Genomic DNA, 19,377 nt, shown 5'->3' with positions numbered 1-19,377 from the left:
CGGGCGCACCCGGTGACCCGGAACGATGCGTGCGCACACCTTCCGCGCACAGATTCTTAAGGCATTCATAAATCACCCATACCGGGGTGCCGAGGCCGTGGATCTTCGGGATACGGTCGCAGGGCCGGCCGGGCGCGTTTGGAGAGACGGCGCCGAGCCGACGCACAGCGGGGGATTCCTGCGACCGTCGCCCTCCTCCCACTCGTTGGGGCGACGGTCGAAGGAACCCTTCGTCACGACTTCGTGACCGTGCGGGTATCGGCCTGATTCGTCCCCACCGGGGTATCCATCCGGCCGGTAGCGTCCACAGGCCGAGGCCGTATCCCGCTGAGAAAAATGGTGGTCGAGTGTCACGACGAACGTCGGATGTCGAGGCGACCCCGCACAGGCGTCGAGTGGTGATCGGCGCGCTCTTCTGCGTGGCCGCGGTCCTGGTGGTGGCCGGCCTCGCGTCGACCGGACGCATCTCGGGCCATCCCAGGTCGCGCGGTACCGGCGACGCCTCCCGCGGGTACCACCTCCCGGACCCGGCCGAGGGCGACCGGATCGCGGCGAGCCTGCTCGGCGCGGCGCCCGCCGGTCCGTCCTCCGAGCTGTCGTCGTCGCCCGTGCCCACGGAGTCCTCGTCGCAGGTCGAGCCGCTGCCGGCCTCCGATCCGCTGGAGGCCGCCCCGATCGCGGCGACCCCGGCGATCGGCGCGCTGCTGCACGTGGCGGAAGGGGAGGATCCGGAACACTTCTGCACGGCGAGCGTGGTGCGGTCCCCGAACCGGAACCTGGTGGTCACCGCCGCGCACTGCGTGTTCGGCGACGCCTTCGCCTCCGACATCGCGTTCGCGCCCGGCTATCACGACGGCGTGATGCCGTACGGCGCGTGGGTGCTCTCCCGGATCGACGTGGACCCGCGCTGGGTCGCCGACCGGGACCCGGACTACGACGTGGCCTTCCTCCAGGTGCGCCGCCCGGGTACCGACGACCGGATCGAGACGATCACCGGCGCCGAGCAGGTCGACTTCGATTCCGCTCCCGCCCGCCCGGCCCGCCTGATCGGCTACCCGGACGACGAGGACCAGCCGATCGGGTGCCAGAACACCACGTCGGCCTACTCCGACACCCAACTGCGCTTCGACTGCGCGGGGTTCCCCAACGGCACCAGCGGCGGCCCGATGCTCACCGAGATTGACCCCGCCAACGGCCGCGGCACGGTGATCGGCGTGATCGGCGGCTACCAGGAGGGCGGCGACGACCTCACCTCCTACAGCAGCTACTTCGGTCCCGACATAGCCGCCCTCTACGACCGAGCCCGCACCGCCGAGGTGTCCCCGACCACCTGACCCACCCGGAAAACACCGAAACCCCGGCCGAAGCCGGGGTTTCTCGCCTGTTCGACCAGGTGCCCCCAGCAGGATTTGAACCTGCGACACCCGCTTTAGGAGAGCGGTGCTCTATCCCCTGAGCTATGGAGGCTTCGGGGCCGTGAGGTCCCGCAGGACAGGGTAGCGGAACGGTCGAGGGGGTGGCCGGCGGCTTTGGCGTGGGTCAGGGTTTGTTGACGGTCAGGACGACGGCGGAGTCCTCGAGGGCCTCGAGGGAGTGGGGTTCCTGGGGGATGACGAGGAGGTCGCCGGAGGTGCCCTCGATGGTCTCGTCGTCGGTGGCCAGGCGGACGTGGCCGGTGAGGACGATCAGGGAGGCCTCGCCGGGGCTTTCGTGGGGGGCCAGCGAGTTGCCGGTGGTCAGGGCGATCAGGGTTTGGCGCAGGTGTTGTCGGGATCCGCCGAGCATGGTGACCGAGCTGCGGCCGGACGAGGTGGCGCGGGCCGAGGCGAGTTGCTCCCGGGTGGCCGTCCGGAGCGAGATTTTGTCCATGTATGCCAGTTTCGGGGGCGCTCACTCTCCGCGCATGTTCTGGTGTGCCCGGGCGTGCGGGGACTCCCGGGTCGGGTGATGCTGGGCGGATGGGCACGGCGTACGGCGCTCGCGCGCGACGCATGCTCGCGACCGTCGTCGGGGCGCGTGTCCGAGGTCGGGTTCGAGGCCGCCGACAAGGAGATATCCACTTGCTCGCGCATCGAAGAATGAATCTCATGACCACAGACGAGAGTGTTCGCACCCGCGGGACCGTGTTCGATCGGGACGGATCGCTGGTGGCCGACTACCGGCTGGGCAACCGGTCCGGTCGCCCGGCCGCGCTGGATCTGCGCCTGCACCGGTTCCCGGCCGAGCTCGCCGCGCCCGCCATCCTGACCGCGCTGCCCGGGTGGGTGGTGTCGACCGGCGAGGAGATCGGTGCGGTGCTGCTCGCCGCCGGCGGCCGACTGTTCCGCCATCTGCACCAGTACACCCGCGACCTCGGCCCGGACCTGGGGGACACCGCGTGGACCGAGGCGGGCATCGAGGCGCGCCCGGCGGTGTCCGTGCCGCCTTCGGCGCTGTACGAGAACTGGCTCGCCGCCTACCCGCCGGATCACCCGGATCGCGCCGAGCACCCGAATCCACAGGATGTGGACGGTCTGTACGACGGCCGCACGCTCGGGCCGCTGTGCGGGTTCAGCACCGTGGCGGTCGACGAGGAGCGGGTGGTCGCGGCCGTCCTGGTCAACGACGCCGAGTTGCTCGGGCCGTGGATCAGCGAGGTCTTCCGCGACCCGGACCCGCGGTACGCCGGGCTGGGCGGCCGGTTGTTGCGGCACACGCTCGGACTGGCGGCGGCCGACGGGCTGCCCTCGATCGGGCTCGCGGTCACCGAGGGCAATCCGGCCCGGAAGGTGTACGAGCGGCTCGGGTTCCGCCATCGCGCGTCGTTCATCCAGGTTGTCCTCCCGGGAGGGGAGCGGTAGACACCATGACGCCGAGATGAGACATTAATGTCTCATAAGAATTGAGGATGTTTCATGGCCGGCTCCACCACACCTTCGCCCGAACTCGACCCGACGCGCTGGGCCGTGCTCGCGATCCTGTCTGGGAGCCTGCTGATCATCGCGATGGACGCGACGATCCTGAACGTCGCCTTCCCCTCGCTGGTCGCGGATCTGCGGCCCGATTCGGTCGAGCAGTTGTGGATCATCGACGCGTACGCGCTCGCGCTGTCCGGCCTGCTGGTCACCGCCGGCGCGCTCGGCGACCGCTGGGGGCGCAAGCGACTGCTGCTGGTCGGCTTCGCGATCTTCGCGCTGGCCTCGCTGCTCGCCGTCGCGGCCACCGAGGCATGGCACGTGATCGCGGCCCGGGTGCTGCTCGGCGTCGGCGGCGCGGCGATCATGCCGTCCACGCTGACCATCCTGCGCCAGGTGTTCACCGACGCCCGTGAGCGGGCCCTCGCGTACGCCGTGTGGTCGGCGGTCTTCGGCGGCGGCATGGCGCTGGGGCCGGTCGTCGGCGGTCTGCTCGTGGAGTCGCACGGCTGGCAGTCGGCGTTCCTGCTGAACGTGCCGATCGCGGTCGCGGTGATCGCATTCGGACTGTGGCTGCTGCCCGAGTCGCGCTCGCCGCGCACCGGTAAGTGGGACTGGCCCGGGGTCGGCCTGTCGATCGTCGGCATGGGCACCCTCGCGGGCGGCATCAAGCAACTCGGCAAGGCCGGTGTCGCCGATCCCGTCGCGTGGGTCCTGATGGTGGTGGCCGCGGTGGCCCTGACCGTGTTCGTGCGCCGCCAACTGCGGCTGGCCAACCCGCTGCTCCAGGTCCGGTTGTTCACCCATCGCGCGTTCACCATGGCCGCGACGGCGATCTTCCTGGGCATGCTCGGGCTGGGCGCGGCGTTGTTCCTGCTCAGCCAGTGGTTCCAGTACGTACAGGGGTACAGCCCGGTCTCCGCGGGGCTGCACCTGCTGCCCGCGCCGATCGCGCTGATCCTCGCGTCGATGTTCGTGCCCCCGCTGATGCATCGCTTCCCGCCCCGGAACGTGCTCGCGTCCGGCCTGGCGCTGATGGGCGTCGGGCTCGCGCTGCCGTGGATCGGGCAGCACTTCGGGGACGTGGACTACGTGCTGGTGGGCGTCGCGCTCGCGGTGGTCGGATTCGGCGTCGGTACCCTGGCCACCGTCGCGTCCGTGGTGCTGATGTCCTCGGCGCCGGCCGCCGAGTCCGGTGGCGCGGCGGCGATCGACGAGACCGCGTACGAACTCGGCGCCGCGCTGGGCGTCGCGATCCTGGGCAGCCTGGCGTCCTCGCTCTACCGGGCCGACCTGGCCGATCTGGACCTGGGTCCGGCCGATCTGGCGGCGGTGCGCGAGTCGATCGGCGAGGCGTCGGTGGTCGCGGCTCGGCTCGGCACCGGAAGCCTCCTGGACCGGGCCGGCGAGGCGTTCACGTCCGCCATGACGCCGACCTTCCTGGCCGGCGGCGTGGTCGCGATGATCGCGGCCGGACTGGCCTGGCGGCTGATCCCGCGCGACCTGCAACCCGCGCCGGACACGCACTGACGGCCGGCCGAAACCCATCGGTAGACGACGGGCGCGCGTCCGTCGATGGCGTCGGATAACAGTGGATAAGCCGATATTCGCCGCCGAATCGATGCCGGCTCGCGGAGTCGACCTGGGATCGCCGGGGCAGGGCCGGGCGCGTGCCTTAGGAACATCCGGGCCTCGTCGACCGTTGAGCGGATCGTAGGCACCAAGCGGCACCCCCACAGTACGCATGGGCCGCCCGACGCCGGGCAGGCGCTCGCAGGGGCCGCTATCGGCCAACCTTTCAACAGTACATCTGCGGACGGAATATCACAGGCTTCTCGTTCGTTCGAATTACTGACGAACGCGAATGAAAGCGAGGGCTAGAGCATGCCGACTACACGTGGTGTGGCCCGACAGGGCGCCGAGCGAGTGGCGGCTTCCCGCACGCGGAAGGCTGCCGACGTCGAGCGCGACACGGTCGGTGTGTACCTGGACGAGATCAGCCGCACGAAGCTGCTCGACGCGGAGCGCGAGGTCGAGATGTCCAAGGACATCGAGGCCGGGCTGTACGCACAGAAGCTGATCGACGAGGACGCGGTGCCCGAGGGTGTCGAGCAGGCCGAGCTGGACCGCCTGATCGAACGCGGCGCGCAGGCCAAGGAGCTGTTCATCCAGGCCAACCTGCGTCTGGTGGTGTCCGTCGCACGGCGCTACCCGCGCAGCGGGATGCCGTTCCTGGACCTGGTTCAGGAGGGCAATGTGGGCCTGGTCCGCGCGGTCGAGAAGTTCGACTACGCGAAGGGCTTCAAGTTCTCCACCTACGCGACGTGGTGGATTCGGCAGGCGATCACCCGCGCGATGGCGGATCAGGCGCGCACCGTGCGGCTGCCCGTGCACCTGGTCGAGGAACTGAGCAAGATTCGGCGGGTGCAGCGCGAGTTCGCCCGTGACCACGGTCGCGATCCGGAGATGGCGGAGATCGCCGAAGCGGTGGGCTCCACCCCCGAGCGTGTCGTGGACGTCATCGGCTGGGCGCGCGATCCGATCAGCCTGGACACCCCCGTGGGTGATGACGGCGAGACCGAACTGGGCGAACTGGTCCAGGAGACCGACCCGTTGACGCCGGAGGACATCACCCTGGCGACGCTGCGGCGCGAACAGATAGCGGACCTGGTGGGTCGGCTCGACGGCCGTACGGCCACGATCCTGCGGGCGCGCTACGGCATGGCGGACGGCAAGGAGCACACGCTGACCGAGGTCGGCAAGCAGCTCGGCCTCACCCGCGAGCGGATTCGGCAGATCGAGAAGCAGGCGCTCGTCGAACTGCGCGAGCTGGCCACCGCCCAGGGGCTGGAAGCCGCGTGACGCGGGTGCCGCCGGGGCGCCGGCACACTGGTGCGATGGCGGATGCGGATGCGGAAGTACGCGCGACGAGTGGGCCGGGCGAAGCGAGGCGGCGGGACGCGTTCGGCTGGGACGACCTGCTCCCGGACGTGAGCTCGGACGAGACCGACTCCGGATGGGGCGACGCGCGCACGGCCGCCGACCCGGCGGACCTGCGCCGATTCCTGGACGACAAGCCGCCGCATCACCTCTGACGACCGGCGACGCGAGACTGGGCGACACGAGACTCGGCGATACGAGACGGCGGGCCCGCACCTTTCGAGGAAGGTGCGGGCCCGCCGTCTCACGTACATCTGCCCGGTGCCGTCCGACGCCCGCGCCGGTGTGTGGGTGCGAGTCGGGGCGTGTGTGTGCTGTGTGTGCCGTCGGCCGATCAGAGGTCGGAGCGTGAAGAGCGCGAGCCGGGGACGCCGTGGTTCGGTTGGTTCGCTTCCGCCTCGGGGTTGAGCCGCGCGGCGAGCAGATCGCGGATCTCGACCAGGAGTTCGGTGTCGCTGAGTTCCTTCTCGCCGGCGTGGCCCAGGGCCCGCTTGCGCCTTTCCATCATGTGGTTCAGCGGCAGCACGAGCAGGAAGTAGACGACCGCCGCGGTGATCAGGAAGGTCAGCGTCGCGCCGAGGACCGAACCCCAGAGCAGTTGCACGCCGGTTGCCTGCCCCTTCGCGTCGACTCCGCACGGGCCCTTGATGCAGGTGGTGTAACCGTCCAGGTTCTTGGTGCCGAAGGCACCCACGACCGGGTTGATCATCCCCTTCACGAACGCGGTCACGACCGCCGTGAACGCGGCGCCGATGACCACGGCCACGGCCAGGTCCACGACGTTTCCGCGCATGAGGAACTTCTTGAAGCCGCCCACTGCTTGATTCCCATCGATCTTGATCGGTCGAAGCCTCGAAGGGGCGAACCGATCAATGATCAATACCGGGAACAGTAGTGACCACTGAATACCCCCTGAAGCAGGACAACTCGCACGAGTCTGCTGTCATTCGCGATCCGTCGCAACAGGGCCGTTCGCGAGTCTGTGGATGGTATAGGTCAGCGCCGGTCCGGTCGCCACGCCCGCGAGTTCGGCGGCCACGGGGCGGGGGACTTCGAGGATCAGCAGGGCTCCCGTCGAGGAGCCGGACGATGCCGGCCGGGCCACCACGAGCGCGCCGGGCACGATCAGGCGCGCGGGTCCCGGGTGGTCGGCAAGCGGCGCGGCCAACACGTCGATCCGGTCGCCCGGGCGCAGTACGGCCACCGCGTCGGCGTCCGCGAAGCGCGCGGGCAGGGCGACCGTGTCCGGGTCGCGCGGGGCGCCGGAGCGGGCCACCCGGACGTCGGTCACCGGTTCGCCCCGGCGCAGCGGACCGGTCAGCGCGACCCCGGCCGCCTGGCCCACCGTGTGCAGAACTCCCGCCGGACGCAAGGCCGTCGGCATCTCGACCAGGGTCAGGTCGGCGGGTCCGGGGGTGCTTCCCGCGGCCAGATCGCGCGCCGCCACCACGATCGGTGTGGTGGCCGCGGGTGCCGGGCGGACCGCCACGATCACCGCGAGCACCGCGACGGCGGCGGACAGCGCGGCCAGGCCGCGGCGATGGCGGGCCAGCACGCGCCGCCACGGCGTCCGGGCGCTCGGGGGCGGCGGCGCCCGGAACGCCGGGCCGAACGTCGAACCGGGCGAGGACCCGAACGATCCCGAAGCGGACATCACACCTCCAGCGCGGGCAGCGCGAAACGGCACGGACGGTGCGGCCCGACCCCCGTCGGAACCGGGGCGGGAAACGAGGGCCGAGCCGCGTTCCCACCGTGCCGCGCGCCGCCGCACCCCGGCCGAGGTGTCTCCTCGCCTGTGCACAACTCCGCCCCTGGGGACAACCGGTCCACTCGTGTGAGTGACGACCCGGCCCCGACCCCCACCCGCCTTGGCCTGCGCGCGACACACCCCGCCACGGCGACCCCACACACCACGAAGGCCGCCCCCCGAACCGGGAGACGGCCTTTCGTACGTTTCGACACTGCCACCACGCGGGCCGCGCGCAACCGCGCCCCAGGGCAAAACGCCGGGCCGACACGCTAGGCGGGTCGCTCGACCTCCGCCGTGCCACACGCGCACGAACGCGTCTTCGGCAGCGCCGCGACCACGTCGAACAACAGCGTGCGCAACCGGTCGACGTTGGCCGCGAAGACCTCCATCACCTCGGCGTGGGTGACCCCCTCGCCCGCCTCGACGCCCGCGTCCAGGTCGGTGACCAGCGCGACGGCGGTGCAGCACAAACCGAGTTCGCGGGCGAGTACGGCCTCGGGGTGTCCGGTCATCCCGATGATCGACCAGCCCTGAGCCGCGTACCACTTGGATTCGGCGCGGGTGGAGAAGCGCGGGCCATCGATCACCACGAGCGTGCCGCCGTCCACCGGATCCCAGCCCGACGTGCGTGCCTGGGCGGCGACCACCGCGCGGCCGTCCGCGCAGTACGGGTCGGCGAACGTGGTGTGCACGACCGGCGGGAGGCTGCCGTCGGCGAGCGGGAGCCCGTCGAAGAACGTCTGGGTGCGACCGGAGGTGCGGTCGATCAGCTGGTCGGGGACCACGAGTGTGCCCGGGCCCAGCTCGGCGCGCAGGCCGCCGGTCGCGCACGGCGCGAGCACCTGGGTCACCCCGACGGCGCGCAGGGCCCACAGGTTGGCGCGGTAGTTGATCCGATGCGGCGGGATCGCGTGGTCGCGGCCGTGCCGGGGCAGGAAGGCCACCCGACGGCCGGCCACCTCGCCCAGGAACAGCGCGTCACTGGGCGCGCCGTACGGCGTGTCCACGCGCACCTCGACCACGTCGTCCAGGAACGCGTAGAACCCGGAGCCGCCGATCACGCCGATCTCGGCCGGGGCCACCCCCGCCGGCAGCACGCCGGTCGTCATCGGTCAGGCCGCCGTCGACGTCGTACCGGACGAGCCGGACGAGGACGACGACGAAGAGGACGACGACGAACCCGAGGACGAAGACGAGGACGAGGACGAGGACGAGGAACCGCCCGAGTCGGACGAGGAGGACGACGACGCGGCCGCCGGGGTCGCCGCCGGGGTCGAGGACGTGCTCGAGCCGCGGCTGTCGGTGCGGTAGAAGCCGGAGCCCTTGAACACGACGCCCACGGCCGAGAAGACCTTGCGCAGCCTGCCCTGGCAGGCGGGGCACTCGGTCAGCGCGTCGTCCGTGAACTTCTGGACGGCCTCAAGGCCCTCGCCACAGGCGGTGCACTGGTACTGGTACGTCGGCACGGTCTGGTCCTCCTTCGACAGACAGGTCAGCTGGGTACTGGCACTCTCACCTGTCGAGTGCCAATGGTGCAGCATTCACCGGAGATCCGTCCACCACGGTCGCGGTCATCGGTGTAATGGGTGTCACATCCGGGCTCGGCCGCAGCAGTCGCTGCCCGGTGAGCACCACGAGGAAGCCGATGCCGGCCGCCGCCAGGGTGAGCGCGAATCCGGCGCCCGAGCCGCGCGCGTCGGTCAGCATCCCGGAGAACGTCGAACCGAGTGCGAGGCCCAGGCCGATCGCGCCGGTCAGCCACGTGAATGCCTCGGTCTTGGCCTCGGCCGGGACCAGCGTGTCGACGAGGGTGAAGCCGGTGATCAGCGTGGGTGCGATCGCCAGTCCACACAGCAACGCGACGGGCACCATGATTCCCACCGTGGGGATCGCCCACAGCGGCGCGGTGCCCAGCGCCAGCAGCGCGAACGTCACCAGCATTCGGCGGTGCGCCGCCCCTCGCCAGGCGATCGCGCCGTAGACCGCGCCGGCGATCAGACTTCCGCCCGCGAAGACCGCGTACAGCGCGCCTGCCAGCCCGGGTACGCCGGATTCCTCGGCGAACGCGGTGACCGAGACCTGCACGGTCCCGAAGACCCCGCCGATGCACACGAAGGCCACCACCAGGAGCCGCACGCCGCCGATCCGCAGCGCGGACACGCGCGGCGCGTCGTCGGCCGTGCGGACCACCCGCCGGGGCGCGGTGCCGCGTTGCAGCGCGAACAGCAGCGACCCGATCAGGGTCAGCGCGGCCTCGACGACCAGCCCGGCGGCCGGGTGCACGCCCGTGGCCAGGAAGGTGGCCACCACCGGGCCCACCACGAAGGTGAACTCGTCGGTGACCGATTCGAACGCGAACGCGGTCGGCAGCAGCGGCGACCGCTCCAGGTGCGCGGCCCAGCGGGCCCGCACCATGGAGCCGATCTGCGGCACGGTCGCGCCGGAGAGCACGGCGGTGACGAACAACAGCCACAGCGGCGCGTCGGTGAGCGCGGCGACGATCAGCGCGGCCACCGCCGCGCCGTGCAGCACCGCCCCGGGAACGACCACGGCGGCCTGGCCGAAGCGGTCGGCGAGCCGACCCGTCTGCGGGCCGACGAAGGCGAGCGCGACGGCGGCCGCGGCGGAGACCGCGCCGGCGGTGCCGTACGAACCGGTCGTGTGTTTGACCAACAGCACGATGCCCAGGCCGAGCATCGCGTAGGGCAGCCGCGCGATCAGCGCGGGCACCAGGAAACGCCAGGCGGACGGGGTCCGCAGCAGCGAGGAGTATGTGGATATCACGCGCACCACTCCTCGTGGGCGCGTCGTGCGGTCCGATGCGTGGGCATCGTGGATGTCGCTTCCTGCCACCTGGTGACGCACATGGGAAACCCCGGTGCGCCGAGAGCTGTCCTCGAAAGCGTCCACCGGGGTAGATACCGAAGCTGTGCTTCGGCCGCCGTGCGGTCCTGACGCCAGCCCTGCGTCAGGCAGAGTCGGTGTGTGGAGGGGATCGGCGATCGAGGCGCCGTGAGGCGCCCCGATGGCAATCAATCAACCAACCGATCGTACCTCACGTGTCGCCCTTGACCCCGAACCAGCCCGCGAGCTTGCCGCCCCGGCTGACCGCGCGCAGTCGGTCCTCCGCGTCGTCGCGCACCGTGTCGGTGGCCACCACGAGCAGGTCGTCACCGCGCCGCAGCACGGTGGTCTGCTCGGGCACGAAGCTCTCGTCGTCGCGGACGATCAGAGTGACCGCCGCGCCGCGCGGCAGCCGCAGCTCGCCGACCTCCACGCCGTGCATGCGCGAGCCCGGCGGCACGCTGACCGACAACAGGTGACCCTGGAGCCGCTCCAGCGGCGCGGACTCCACGCCCAGGTCGGTCGGCTCCTGCTCGCCCGCGAAGCCGGCCTTGCGCGCTATCCACGGCAGCGTCGGTCCCTGCACCAGGGTGAACACGACCACCAGTACGAAGGTGATGTTGAACAGCCGCTGGGCGTCCGGGACGTTCTTGACGATCGGGATGGTCGCGAGCACGATCGGCACCGCTCCGCGCAACCCCGCCCAGGACAGGATCAACTGCTCGCGCCACGGTATGCGGAAGGGCGTCGTGGTGACGATCACCGACAGCGGTCGGGCGACCAGCAGCAGGATGGTGCCGATCACCAGCGCCGGGACGATCGCGCCGGCCAACTCGTGCGGGGTGACCAGGAGTCCGAGCAGGACGAACAGCCCGATCTGGGCGATCCAGCCGAGCCCCTCGGCGAAGCCGCGCGTCGCGGGACCGTGCGGGAGCTGCGAGTTGCCCAGCACCAGCGCGGTCAGGTAGACCGCGAGGAACCCGCTGCCGTGGGCCAGCGCGCCGCCGGAGTAGGCGAGCACGCACAGCGCCATCACCGCGATCGGGTACAGGCCGGACGCCGGCAGCGCGACGTGGCGCAGACCGTACGCGCCGATCCTGCCCACCGCGAGGCCGACCACCGCGCCGATGGTCAGCTCCATGCCGATCTCGCCGAGGATCACGTACCACGGTTCGACGTGACCCACGTGGGCGAACGTGACCACCAGAATCACCACCGGTGCGTCGTTGAACCCGGATTCGGCCTCCAGCAGACCGGTCAGCCGATGCGGCAGCGGCAGCTTGCGCAGTACCGAGAACACCGCGGCGGCGTCCGTGGAGGAGACGATCGCGCCCATCAGGATCGCGGTCGACCAGTCCACGTCCAGCACGATCCTGGTGGCGAACGCGGTGATCGCGACGCTCACTCCCACCCCCACGGTGGACAACACCGCCGCCGCCGGCACCGACGGCCTGATCTCCTTCCAACTGGTCGCTATCCCGCCCTCGGCGAGGATTACTATCAGCGCGGCGTAGCCGAGCGTCTGGGTCAGCTCGGCGTTGTCGAAACCTATGCCGAGGCCGTCGTCCCCGATCAGGGTTCCGAGTCCGAGGTAGAGCAGCAGGCTCGGCAGTCCGGTCCTGGTCGCCAGGCGCACCGCTATCACGGCGGACAACATGACGAGGGCACCCAGGAGCAGGACCTGGTTGAGCTCGGGCACGGACACGTGCGTCACCTCCGGCGGTCGTCGGTCCGGCCACCCCCCAGGCGGCCGCACGGAGTGCGGAACAAGAAGGCAGGGCGACGACGGGCAAAGCCGGCGACACCGCGATGCGCAGGCAATCAGCGAGCCATGGGAAGGGGGGCCCTGCCGCGCCGGCGAACCGGCGATGAATTACCTACGCCTGGCGAATATTTTACCAAAGCGAAGGATCCATACCCCACAGGGGTCCCGTCTCGTACCCGTGGCTGTGATGCCGGCGACGCTCGGCTTTTAAGGTGTCCTTGCCGCACCGACCGCATAAGGACCTTGATGCCTCCCTCGAAGACGCCCGACCCGGAGCAGCCCCCCGGTGGCCAGGACGCCTCATCCCCCGGGTGGGACGACTGGCCCACGGGCGAGTGGCCCACATCGCAGTGGGCCGCGGCGGATCCGGTCGCGGCCCAGCGGCGCGCGGACGAACGCGCGGAGCGTGAACGTCGAGCCGCGTCCGAGCCGTACGACGAACCGGAACCGTACGGCGAGCCCGAGCCGTACGCGCCGCACCAGCCGCAAGAGCCGTACGCACCACAGGAGTCCTACGCCGCCCGGGAGCAGCCGTACGCCCAGGAGCCCTACCCGGCCGCCCAGGAGCCGTACACCGCCCAGGAGCCCTACGCACCGCCCGAGCCGTACGCGGAGCCGCCCGCTCCGGCGGCCGTTCCCGCTCCCGCCGCGCCGCCCGCGCCGCGAGCCGGCGAGCCGCCGCGGGTCGAGTCCGCGCCGGTGCCCGCGCCGGCGGCCGAGCCCACGCCCGTCGCCGATCCCGAGCCCGCAGCCCCGGCCGAGGCGCCCGCGCCCGGTGCCACCGCCAAGGTCAAGGAACGATCGACGACCCCCAAGGGGCCGTCCAAGGCGTGGCGCCGCTTCCGGTTGACGGCCATCGTCCTGGTCGTGGTGCTGGCCATCGCGATCGGTGGACTCGGCTGGTGGGGCTGGCAGTTGTCGCGCGACTCGTTCCCGCAGGCCTCCGGCACGGTCCGGGTTCCGGGGCTGACCGGCAAGGTGGACGTGGTCCGCGACGCCAAGGGCATCCCGCAGGTGTATGCCGACACGTCCGAAGACCTGTTCCGGGGGCAGGGCTACGTACACGCCCAGGACCGGTTCTGGGAGATGGACGTACGCCGGCACATGACCGCCGGCCGGCTGTCCGAGATGTTCGGCTCCGGTCAGGTGGAGAACGACAAGTTTCTGCGCACGCTGGGCTGGCGCAAGGTGGCCGAGCAGGAGTACGCGGCCATGCCGCCGGAGTCGCAGAAGTTCCTCCAGGCCTACTCCGAGGGCGTCAACGCCTACCTCAAGGACCACAAGGGCGCCGACGCGTCGTTCGAGTACGCGCTGCTCGGCCTCGTGCACGACGGCTACAAGGCCGAGCCGTGGACCCCCATCGACTCCGTGGCGTGGCTCAAGGCGATGGCGTGGGACCTGCGGACCAACATGCAGGACGAGATCGACCGGGCGCTGCTGTCCGACAAGCTGACGGTCAACCAGATCGACGAGCTCTACCCGCCGTACCCGTACGAGGCGAGCAAGCCGATCGTGCGCGACGGTGCGATCGTCAAGGACGGCAAGACCGAGCGCTTCGCCCAGGAGGCTCCGCCCGCGGTGCCCTCCAAGAGCGCGCAGAGCGCGCTGACCGGCCTGTCCGAGTCGTTGTCCAAGCTGCCCTCGCTGTTCAGCGAGAAGTCCTCCGGTGTCGGCTCCAACTCGTGGGTGGTGGCGGGTAGTCGCACCACCACCGGCAAGCCGCTGCTGGCCAACGACCCGCACCTGTCCCCGTCGCTGCCCTCGGTCTGGTACCAGATGGGCCTGCACTGCCGCACGGTCGGGCCCAAGTGCCAGTACGACGTCTCCGGCTACACGTTCTCCGGCATGCCGGGCGTGATCATCGGCCACAACCAGAAGATCTCGTGGGGCTTCACCAACCTCGGCGCCGACGTGACCGACCTCTACCTGGAGAAGGTCCAGGGCGACACCGTGCTCTACGGCGGCAAGTTCGAGCCGTTCGTGGACGTGCGCCAGGAGACGATCAAGGTGGCCGGCGGCGCCGATCGGCAGATCACCGTGCGCACCACCCGGCACGGGCCGATCCTGACCGACGTGTCCGACGAACTGGAGGACGTCGGCAAGGACGCGCCGATCCCGGACCCGAGCCCGCAGCGCGAGGAGGGCTTCGCGGTCGCCCTGCGGTGGACCGCGCTGGACCCGGGCACCTCGATGGACGCGCTCTTCCAGCTCGACAAGGCACAGAACTGGAACGACTTCCGGGCCGCGCTGAAGAACTTCGACGTGCCGTCGCAGAACGCGATCTACGCGGACGTCGAGGGGCACATCGGCTACCAGGCGCCCGGCAAGATCCCGGTGCGGCGCAGTGGTGACGGCCGCTGGCCGGTGTACGGGTGGGACCCCAAGTACGACTGGGTGGGCACCATCCCGTTCGAGTCGCTGCCGAACGTGTACGACCCGCAGGACGGTTACATCGTCACCGCCAACAACGCGGTCACCTCGCCGGCGTACCCGTACCTGATGACCTCCGACTGGGGCTACGGCTCCCGCAGTCGGCGGATCGAGGAGATGATCACCACCGCGCCGGGCAAGATCGACGCGGCGGCGATGCAGAAGATGCAGGCGGACGACGTCAACCCGGTCGCGCAGTTCCTGGTGCCGTACCTGCGCGACGTCAAGATCGACGATCCGTGGGTGCGCGAGGCGCAGGACCTGCTCAAGGACTGGGACATGCGCAACGACGCGGACTCCAAGGCCGCGGCGTACTTCAACGCGGTGTGGCGCCAGGTGCTCATGCTCGCCTTCGGCGACAAGATGCCGTTCTCGGTCCGGGCCGACAACGACTGCGCGAGCAACCCGACGACCAACCACGTGCAGTGCGGCGACCGGGACGACTCCACCGCGCAGCCGGACGGCGGCGACCGGTGGAACGAGGTCGCGCGCACGCTGCTGGCCAGTCCGGAGAGCCCGTGGTGGAACATCTCCAAGAACCCGGGCGCGATCACCACCCGGGACGGCCTCCTGCACAAGGCGATGACCGAGGCGAAGAAGGACCTCACCTCCCGGCTCGGCAAGGACATCGACACCTGGTCGTGGGGTCGGCTGCACACGCTGACGCTGCGCAACCAGACGCTGGGCACCGAGGGGCCGGGCGTGGTCAAGTACATGCTCAACCGCGGGCCGTACCGGATGTCCGGCGGCGAGGGCCTGGTCAACGCGACCGGGTGGAACGTCGCGCAGGGCTACGAGGTGACCACCGTGCCGTCGATGCGGATGGTGGTGGACCTGGCCGATCTGGACGCGTCCCGGTGGATCAACCTGACCGGCGCCTCCGGGCACGTGTGGCACGACAACTACACCGACCAGACCGACCTGTGGCGCAAGGGCAAGACGCTGGCGTGGCCGTACACGCCCGCCGCGGTGGACAAGGCGGCCAAGCACCGGCTGGCCCTGGTCCCGGGCGACCCGGTCGCTCCGGCGGCCCCAGCCGGGCCGTGACGGCGGCCCGCGGCGGTGCTACCGGCTGAACCGGTACACCGCCGCGGGCGTCACCGCGATGTCCACGGGCACGTCGTGCGGCTCGGCCGGCACCCGGTCGAGCACCTCGTCGTCGTACAACAACACCACCGTCACCGCCGCCCGCACCCGGGTGAGCGCCCGATCGTAGGACCCGCCGCCACGGCCGAGCCGAACACCCCGGCGGTCCACCGCGAGCCCCGGCACCACCAGGACGTCCGCCGTGCGCACGCCCTCGACGCCCAGCCGCGGTCCGATCGGCTCGCGCAGCCCCCGGCCCGCCGGCACCAGCGACGCCGGCCCCTCGTACACGGCCCAATCCAGGTCGTTGTCCGCCAGCAACACCGGCAGCAGCACGCGCCGGGTCGATCCGGCGGCGAGGTCCTCGGCCAGATCCCGCCCGCCCGGCTCGGAGCCCACCGGAACATAGGCGGCGACGGTCTCGGCGCGGGCCACCTCGGGGAGCGCGAGGAGCGCGTCGCGGAGCGCGCGACACGCCGCGACACGCCGATCCGACCCCATGAGTGACCGTGAGTGCAACAACTGTGACCTCAGCGTGGCCTTGTCGTTGAGGATGTCCTTCATGCTGTTCCCTGAATGACGTGTTTGGACGGGTTACCGAAGGAGTCCGCGCAATCGACACAGTTCGCGCCACCGCACCGGACCCGGATCCCGCATGGCCCTGACTTTCGAACGCCTCCTGATCATCCTGCTGGTCGGCGCGCTCTCGGTGGCGGTCGGCTCGCTGGCGGTCGCCGTGCGTCGGCTGCGCGCGATCGCCGGGAACGAACTGCCCGAACTGCGGCACGAGGTCACCCGCCTGGAACTCAGTCGCGCCGAGTTGGAACGGCTGTCGGTGACCGACCCGCTGACCGGCGTGTGGAACTACCGCTACCTGCAACTCGTGCTCGACCGCGAGGTGATGCGCGCGACCCGGTTCGGCCGGCCGCTCGGGTTGCTCATGCTCGACCTCGACCATTTCCGCGACGTCAACGAACGGCACGGTCACCAGGGCGCGAGCGCGGTGCTGCGCGAGGTGGCCCAGCGGCTCGCCCTGGAGATCCGCCAGGTGGACACGATCGCCCGGTACGGCGGCGAGGAGTTCGTGATCCTGCTGCCCGAGACGGACGCGGCCGGCGCGGCCAAGGTCGCCGAACGGTTGTGTTACGCCGTGCGGCGCGGCACGTTCGGCGCGGCGACCGACCCGGTCCGGCTGACCATGGCGATCGGCACGGCCGTACTGCCCGGCGACGGCACCCACTCCGCGACCCTGCTGCGGGCCGCGGATCGGGCACTGGGTCGGGCCAAGCGGGCGGGTGGCGACCGGTTCTGCGGCCCGGATCCGGTCGAGGGCGGACCGGCGGGCGACAAGCGTCCGATCGCCGGGCTTAACGGGACCCCGGGCGACCTCACCCGTTAGTGTGCGAGCCATGCATGCGCGTCGTTCGTTCCACATCACCAAGGCCGTCGTTCCCGCCGCCGGCCTGGGTACCCGCTTCCTGCCGGCGACGAAGGCCACGCCGAAGGAGATGTTGCCGGTCGTGGACACGCCGGCCATCCAGTACGTGGTCGAGGAGGCGGTCGCGGCCGGGCTCACCGACGTGCTGATGGTCACCGGTCGCAACAAGCGTCCCCTGGAGGACCACTTCGACCGGGCGTACGAACTGGAACACGCGCTGGCGGCCAAGGGCGACGTGGATCGACTCAAACTGGTCCGCGAGTCGAGCGAGTTGGCCGCGATCCACTACGTGCGCCAGGGCGATCCGCGCGGCTTGGGCCACGCCGTGTCGTGCGCCCGCCCGCACGTGGGGGACGAGCCGTTCGCGGTGCTCCTCGGCGACGACCTGATCGACCCGCGCGATCCGCTGCTGAGCACGATGTTGCGGGTGCGCCGGGAACTCGGCGGCAGCGTGGTGGCGCTGATCGAGGTGGACCCGGCACAGATCCACCTCTACGGCTGTGCGGCGGTCGAACCGCTGGCTCCGGGCGTCTCCGAGCCCGGCGTGGTGCGCGTCACCGACCTCGTGGAGAAGCCGGAGGCGGGCGGCGCCCCCAGCAACTTCGCGGTGATCGGCCGCTATCTGCTCGACCCGGCGATCTTCGACGTGCTGGAGAGCACTGCGCCCGGTCGGGGCGGCGAGATCCAACTGACCGACGCGCTGCGGGTGCTCGCGGGTCGCGAAGCCGCCGACGGCGGCACCGTGCACGGCGTGGTGTTCACCGGCCGCCGGTACGACACGGGTGACCGGGCCGACTATCTGCGTGCCATCGTGAAGCTGGCATGCGAGCGTGAGGATCTGGGACCCGCGTTTCGGGCCTGGCTGAGGCAGTACGTGAACGAGGAGATGCAGGCATGAAAAGCGTCGAGGACCACCTTGCCGGGATCCTCGGACGGATCGCGGCGCTGGCCCCCCTCGAACTGCAACTGCTCGACGCGCACGGCAGCCTCCTGGTCGACGAGGTCGCCGCCACCGGCGACCTGCCGCCGTTCGACAACTCGTCGATGGACGGCTACGCGGTACGGGTCGCGGACGTCGCGGACGCCGGTGAGCGCTACCCGGTGGTGCTCGACGTCGTCGACGACATCGCCGCGGGCAACGCGCCGAAGATCGCGATCGGATCCGGCACGTGCGCGCGGATCATGACCGGCGCGCCGCTGCCGGAGGGCGCGGAGGCGATCGTGCCGGTCGAGTGGACCGACGCGGGCATGCCGACGGTACGGATCACCCGGGCGCCGTCGAGCGGCCAGTACATCCGGCGCCGCGGCAGCGACGTCACCGCCGGGCAGACGGTGCTGGACGCGGGCACCGCGGTGGGCTCGGCGCAGGTCGGCCTGCTCGCCGCGATCGGCCGCGAGCGGATCCGGGTCCGGCCCAAGCCGCGCGTGGTGATCCTGTCCACCGGCAGCGAGCTGACCCAGCCCGGCCGGCCGATCGGCCCCGGCCAGATCCGCGACTCGAACAGCTACATGCTCACCGCCGCCGCACGCGAGGCGGGCGCCATCGCGTACCGGGTCGGCAACGTGCCCGACGACCCCAAGATCCTGATCGACACCATCGAGGACCAGTTGATCCGGGCCGACGTGGTGGTCACCACGGGCGGGGTGAGCGCGGGTGCCTACGACGTGGTCAAGGAGGTGCTCTCCGAGCTGGGCACGGTCGAGTTCGGCAAGGTCGCGATGCAGCCGGGCATGCCGCAGGGCTTCGGCGTGATCGGCCCCGACGAGACGCCGATCTTCACCCTTCCCGGCAATCCGGTCAGCGCGTTCGTGTCGTTCGAGGTGTTCGTGCGTCCGGCGCTGCTGCGCATGCAGGGGGCCGAGGTCACCGAGCGGCCGATCGTGCGGGCCACCTGTTCGGCGGCGCTGAAGTCCCCCGAGGGCAAGCGCCAGTTTCTGCGTGCCTGGTACACCCCGCCCGCGGCGGGAGTCGGCGAGGGCACCGTGGACCCGGTCGGCGGCACCGGCTCCCACCTGCTCGGCAGCCTGGCCAGGGCGAACGCGCTGATCACCCTTCCGACCGACGTCACCGAGGTCGCCGAGGGCGCCGAGGTGTCCGTGATGCTGCTCGGCTGAGCGCCGCGATCGAGCGCCGAGATCCCCGGCCCGGGGGGGGGGGGGGGGGGGGGGGGGGGGGGGGGGGGGGGGGGGGGGGGGGGGGGGGGGGGGGGGGAGGGAGGGGAGGGGGGGG

At 71.1% G+C, this 19,377-nt stretch carries 17 protein-coding genes and 1 tRNA gene; 9 read left to right on the top strand and 9 right to left on the bottom strand.

What is annotated here, in order from left to right; genetic code table 11:
- Nucleotides 1-347 precede the first annotated feature (347 nt).
- On the top strand, nt 348-1,334 hold the full coding sequence (locus tag ACZ4FV_RS40780) for a trypsin-like serine peptidase (protein WP_395864218.1): 987 nt from the start codon (nt 348-350) through the stop codon (nt 1,332-1,334).
- A gap of 60 nt (nt 1,335-1,394) precedes the next feature.
- Here the strand turns inward: ACZ4FV_RS40780 and ACZ4FV_RS40775 are convergent.
- Nucleotides 1,395-1,467, bottom strand: a tRNA-Arg gene (locus ACZ4FV_RS40775).
- Between the two features lie 72 nt (nt 1,468-1,539).
- Nucleotides 1,540-1,869: a cupin domain-containing protein gene (locus ACZ4FV_RS40770; RefSeq protein ID WP_395864216.1), complete on the bottom strand. Its 330-nt coding sequence runs from the start codon at nt 1,867-1,869 to the stop codon at nt 1,540-1,542.
- 218 nt (nt 1,870-2,087) lie between these two features.
- Here ACZ4FV_RS40770 and ACZ4FV_RS40765 point away from each other — a divergent pair, with 218 nt between their 5' ends.
- From ACZ4FV_RS40765 to ACZ4FV_RS40750, 4 genes are all read left to right on the top strand, one after another.
- Complete coding sequence (locus tag ACZ4FV_RS40765; RefSeq protein WP_395864215.1) at nt 2,088-2,840, top strand: GNAT family N-acetyltransferase; 753 nt, start codon at nt 2,088-2,090, stop codon at nt 2,838-2,840.
- 54 nt (nt 2,841-2,894) lie between these two features.
- A complete protein-coding gene (locus ACZ4FV_RS40760) occupies nt 2,895-4,424 on the top strand; it encodes an MFS transporter (RefSeq protein ID WP_465325754.1) in 1,530 nt (509 codons plus the stop codon).
- 354 nt (nt 4,425-4,778) lie between these two features.
- Nucleotides 4,779-5,756, top strand: coding sequence for a sigma-70 family RNA polymerase sigma factor (locus ACZ4FV_RS40755; protein WP_395864211.1), 978 nt, complete (start codon nt 4,779-4,781; stop codon nt 5,754-5,756).
- 35 nt (nt 5,757-5,791) lie between these two features.
- Entirely contained in the window at nt 5,792-5,989 is a 198-nt protein-coding gene (locus ACZ4FV_RS40750) for a hypothetical protein (RefSeq protein WP_395864209.1), read from the top strand.
- Nucleotides 5,990-6,168: 179 nt separating this feature from the next.
- On the opposite strand, the gene ACZ4FV_RS40745 is transcribed toward ACZ4FV_RS40750, so the two are convergent.
- The 6 genes from ACZ4FV_RS40745 to ACZ4FV_RS40720 form a co-directional block, all read right to left on the bottom strand.
- The gene (locus ACZ4FV_RS40745; RefSeq protein WP_465325752.1) at nt 6,169-6,627 is read right to left on the bottom strand and encodes an MscL family protein; all 459 of its coding nucleotides are present in this window, start codon (nt 6,625-6,627) and stop codon (nt 6,169-6,171) included.
- 150 nt (nt 6,628-6,777) lie between these two features.
- Complete coding sequence (locus ACZ4FV_RS40740; RefSeq protein WP_465325750.1) at nt 6,778-7,488, bottom strand: SAF domain-containing protein; 711 nt, start codon at nt 7,486-7,488, stop codon at nt 6,778-6,780.
- Between the two features lie 365 nt (nt 7,489-7,853).
- Nucleotides 7,854-8,693: an S-methyl-5'-thioadenosine phosphorylase gene (locus ACZ4FV_RS40735; protein WP_395864203.1), complete on the bottom strand. Its 840-nt coding sequence runs from the start codon at nt 8,691-8,693 to the stop codon at nt 7,854-7,856.
- A 3-nt stretch (nt 8,694-8,696) separates the two neighbouring features.
- Complete coding sequence (locus ACZ4FV_RS40730; RefSeq protein ID WP_465325748.1) at nt 8,697-9,050, bottom strand: FmdB family zinc ribbon protein; 354 nt, start codon at nt 9,048-9,050, stop codon at nt 8,697-8,699.
- A gap of 46 nt (nt 9,051-9,096) precedes the next feature.
- Nucleotides 9,097-10,368: an MFS transporter gene (locus ACZ4FV_RS40725; RefSeq protein WP_465325746.1), complete on the bottom strand. Its 1,272-nt coding sequence runs from the start codon at nt 10,366-10,368 to the stop codon at nt 9,097-9,099.
- Nucleotides 10,369-10,639: 271 nt separating this feature from the next.
- Nucleotides 10,640-12,142, bottom strand: a complete 1,503-nt coding sequence (locus ACZ4FV_RS40720; protein WP_395864198.1) for a potassium/proton antiporter — start codon at nt 12,140-12,142, stop codon at nt 10,640-10,642.
- Nucleotides 12,143-12,439: 297 nt separating this feature from the next.
- Here ACZ4FV_RS40720 and ACZ4FV_RS40715 point away from each other — a divergent pair, with 297 nt between their 5' ends.
- On the top strand, nt 12,440-15,670 hold the full coding sequence (locus ACZ4FV_RS40715) for a penicillin acylase family protein (protein WP_465325744.1): 3,231 nt from the start codon (nt 12,440-12,442) through the stop codon (nt 15,668-15,670).
- An 18-nt stretch (nt 15,671-15,688) separates the two neighbouring features.
- On the opposite strand, the gene ACZ4FV_RS40710 is transcribed toward ACZ4FV_RS40715, so the two are convergent.
- Nucleotides 15,689-16,273, bottom strand: coding sequence for a 5-formyltetrahydrofolate cyclo-ligase (locus ACZ4FV_RS40710; protein WP_402239233.1), 585 nt, complete (start codon nt 16,271-16,273; stop codon nt 15,689-15,691).
- 91 nt (nt 16,274-16,364) lie between these two features.
- On the opposite strand from ACZ4FV_RS40710, the gene ACZ4FV_RS40705 reads away from it, so the two are divergent.
- Genes ACZ4FV_RS40705 through glp form a run of 3 tightly spaced genes read left to right on the top strand, consistent with a single transcriptional unit; the run spans nt 16,365 to nt 19,262 of the window.
- A complete protein-coding gene (locus ACZ4FV_RS40705; RefSeq protein ID WP_395864193.1) occupies nt 16,365-17,108 on the top strand; it encodes a GGDEF domain-containing protein in 744 nt (247 codons plus the stop codon).
- A gap of 10 nt (nt 17,109-17,118) precedes the next feature.
- Nucleotides 17,119-18,045, top strand: a complete 927-nt coding sequence (locus ACZ4FV_RS40700; protein WP_395864191.1) for a UTP--glucose-1-phosphate uridylyltransferase — start codon at nt 17,119-17,121, stop codon at nt 18,043-18,045.
- The gene (gene glp / locus ACZ4FV_RS40695; RefSeq protein WP_465325741.1) at nt 18,042-19,262 is read left to right on the top strand and encodes a molybdotransferase-like divisome protein Glp; all 1,221 of its coding nucleotides are present in this window, start codon (nt 18,042-18,044) and stop codon (nt 19,260-19,262) included. Before ACZ4FV_RS40700 ends, glp begins: the two co-directional genes overlap by 4 nt.
- Nucleotides 19,263-19,377 lie beyond the last annotated feature (115 nt).

This window comes from Embleya sp. NPDC025285 (genome assembly GCF_055558835.1).
This window is presented reverse-complemented; position numbering and strand designations above follow the sequence as displayed.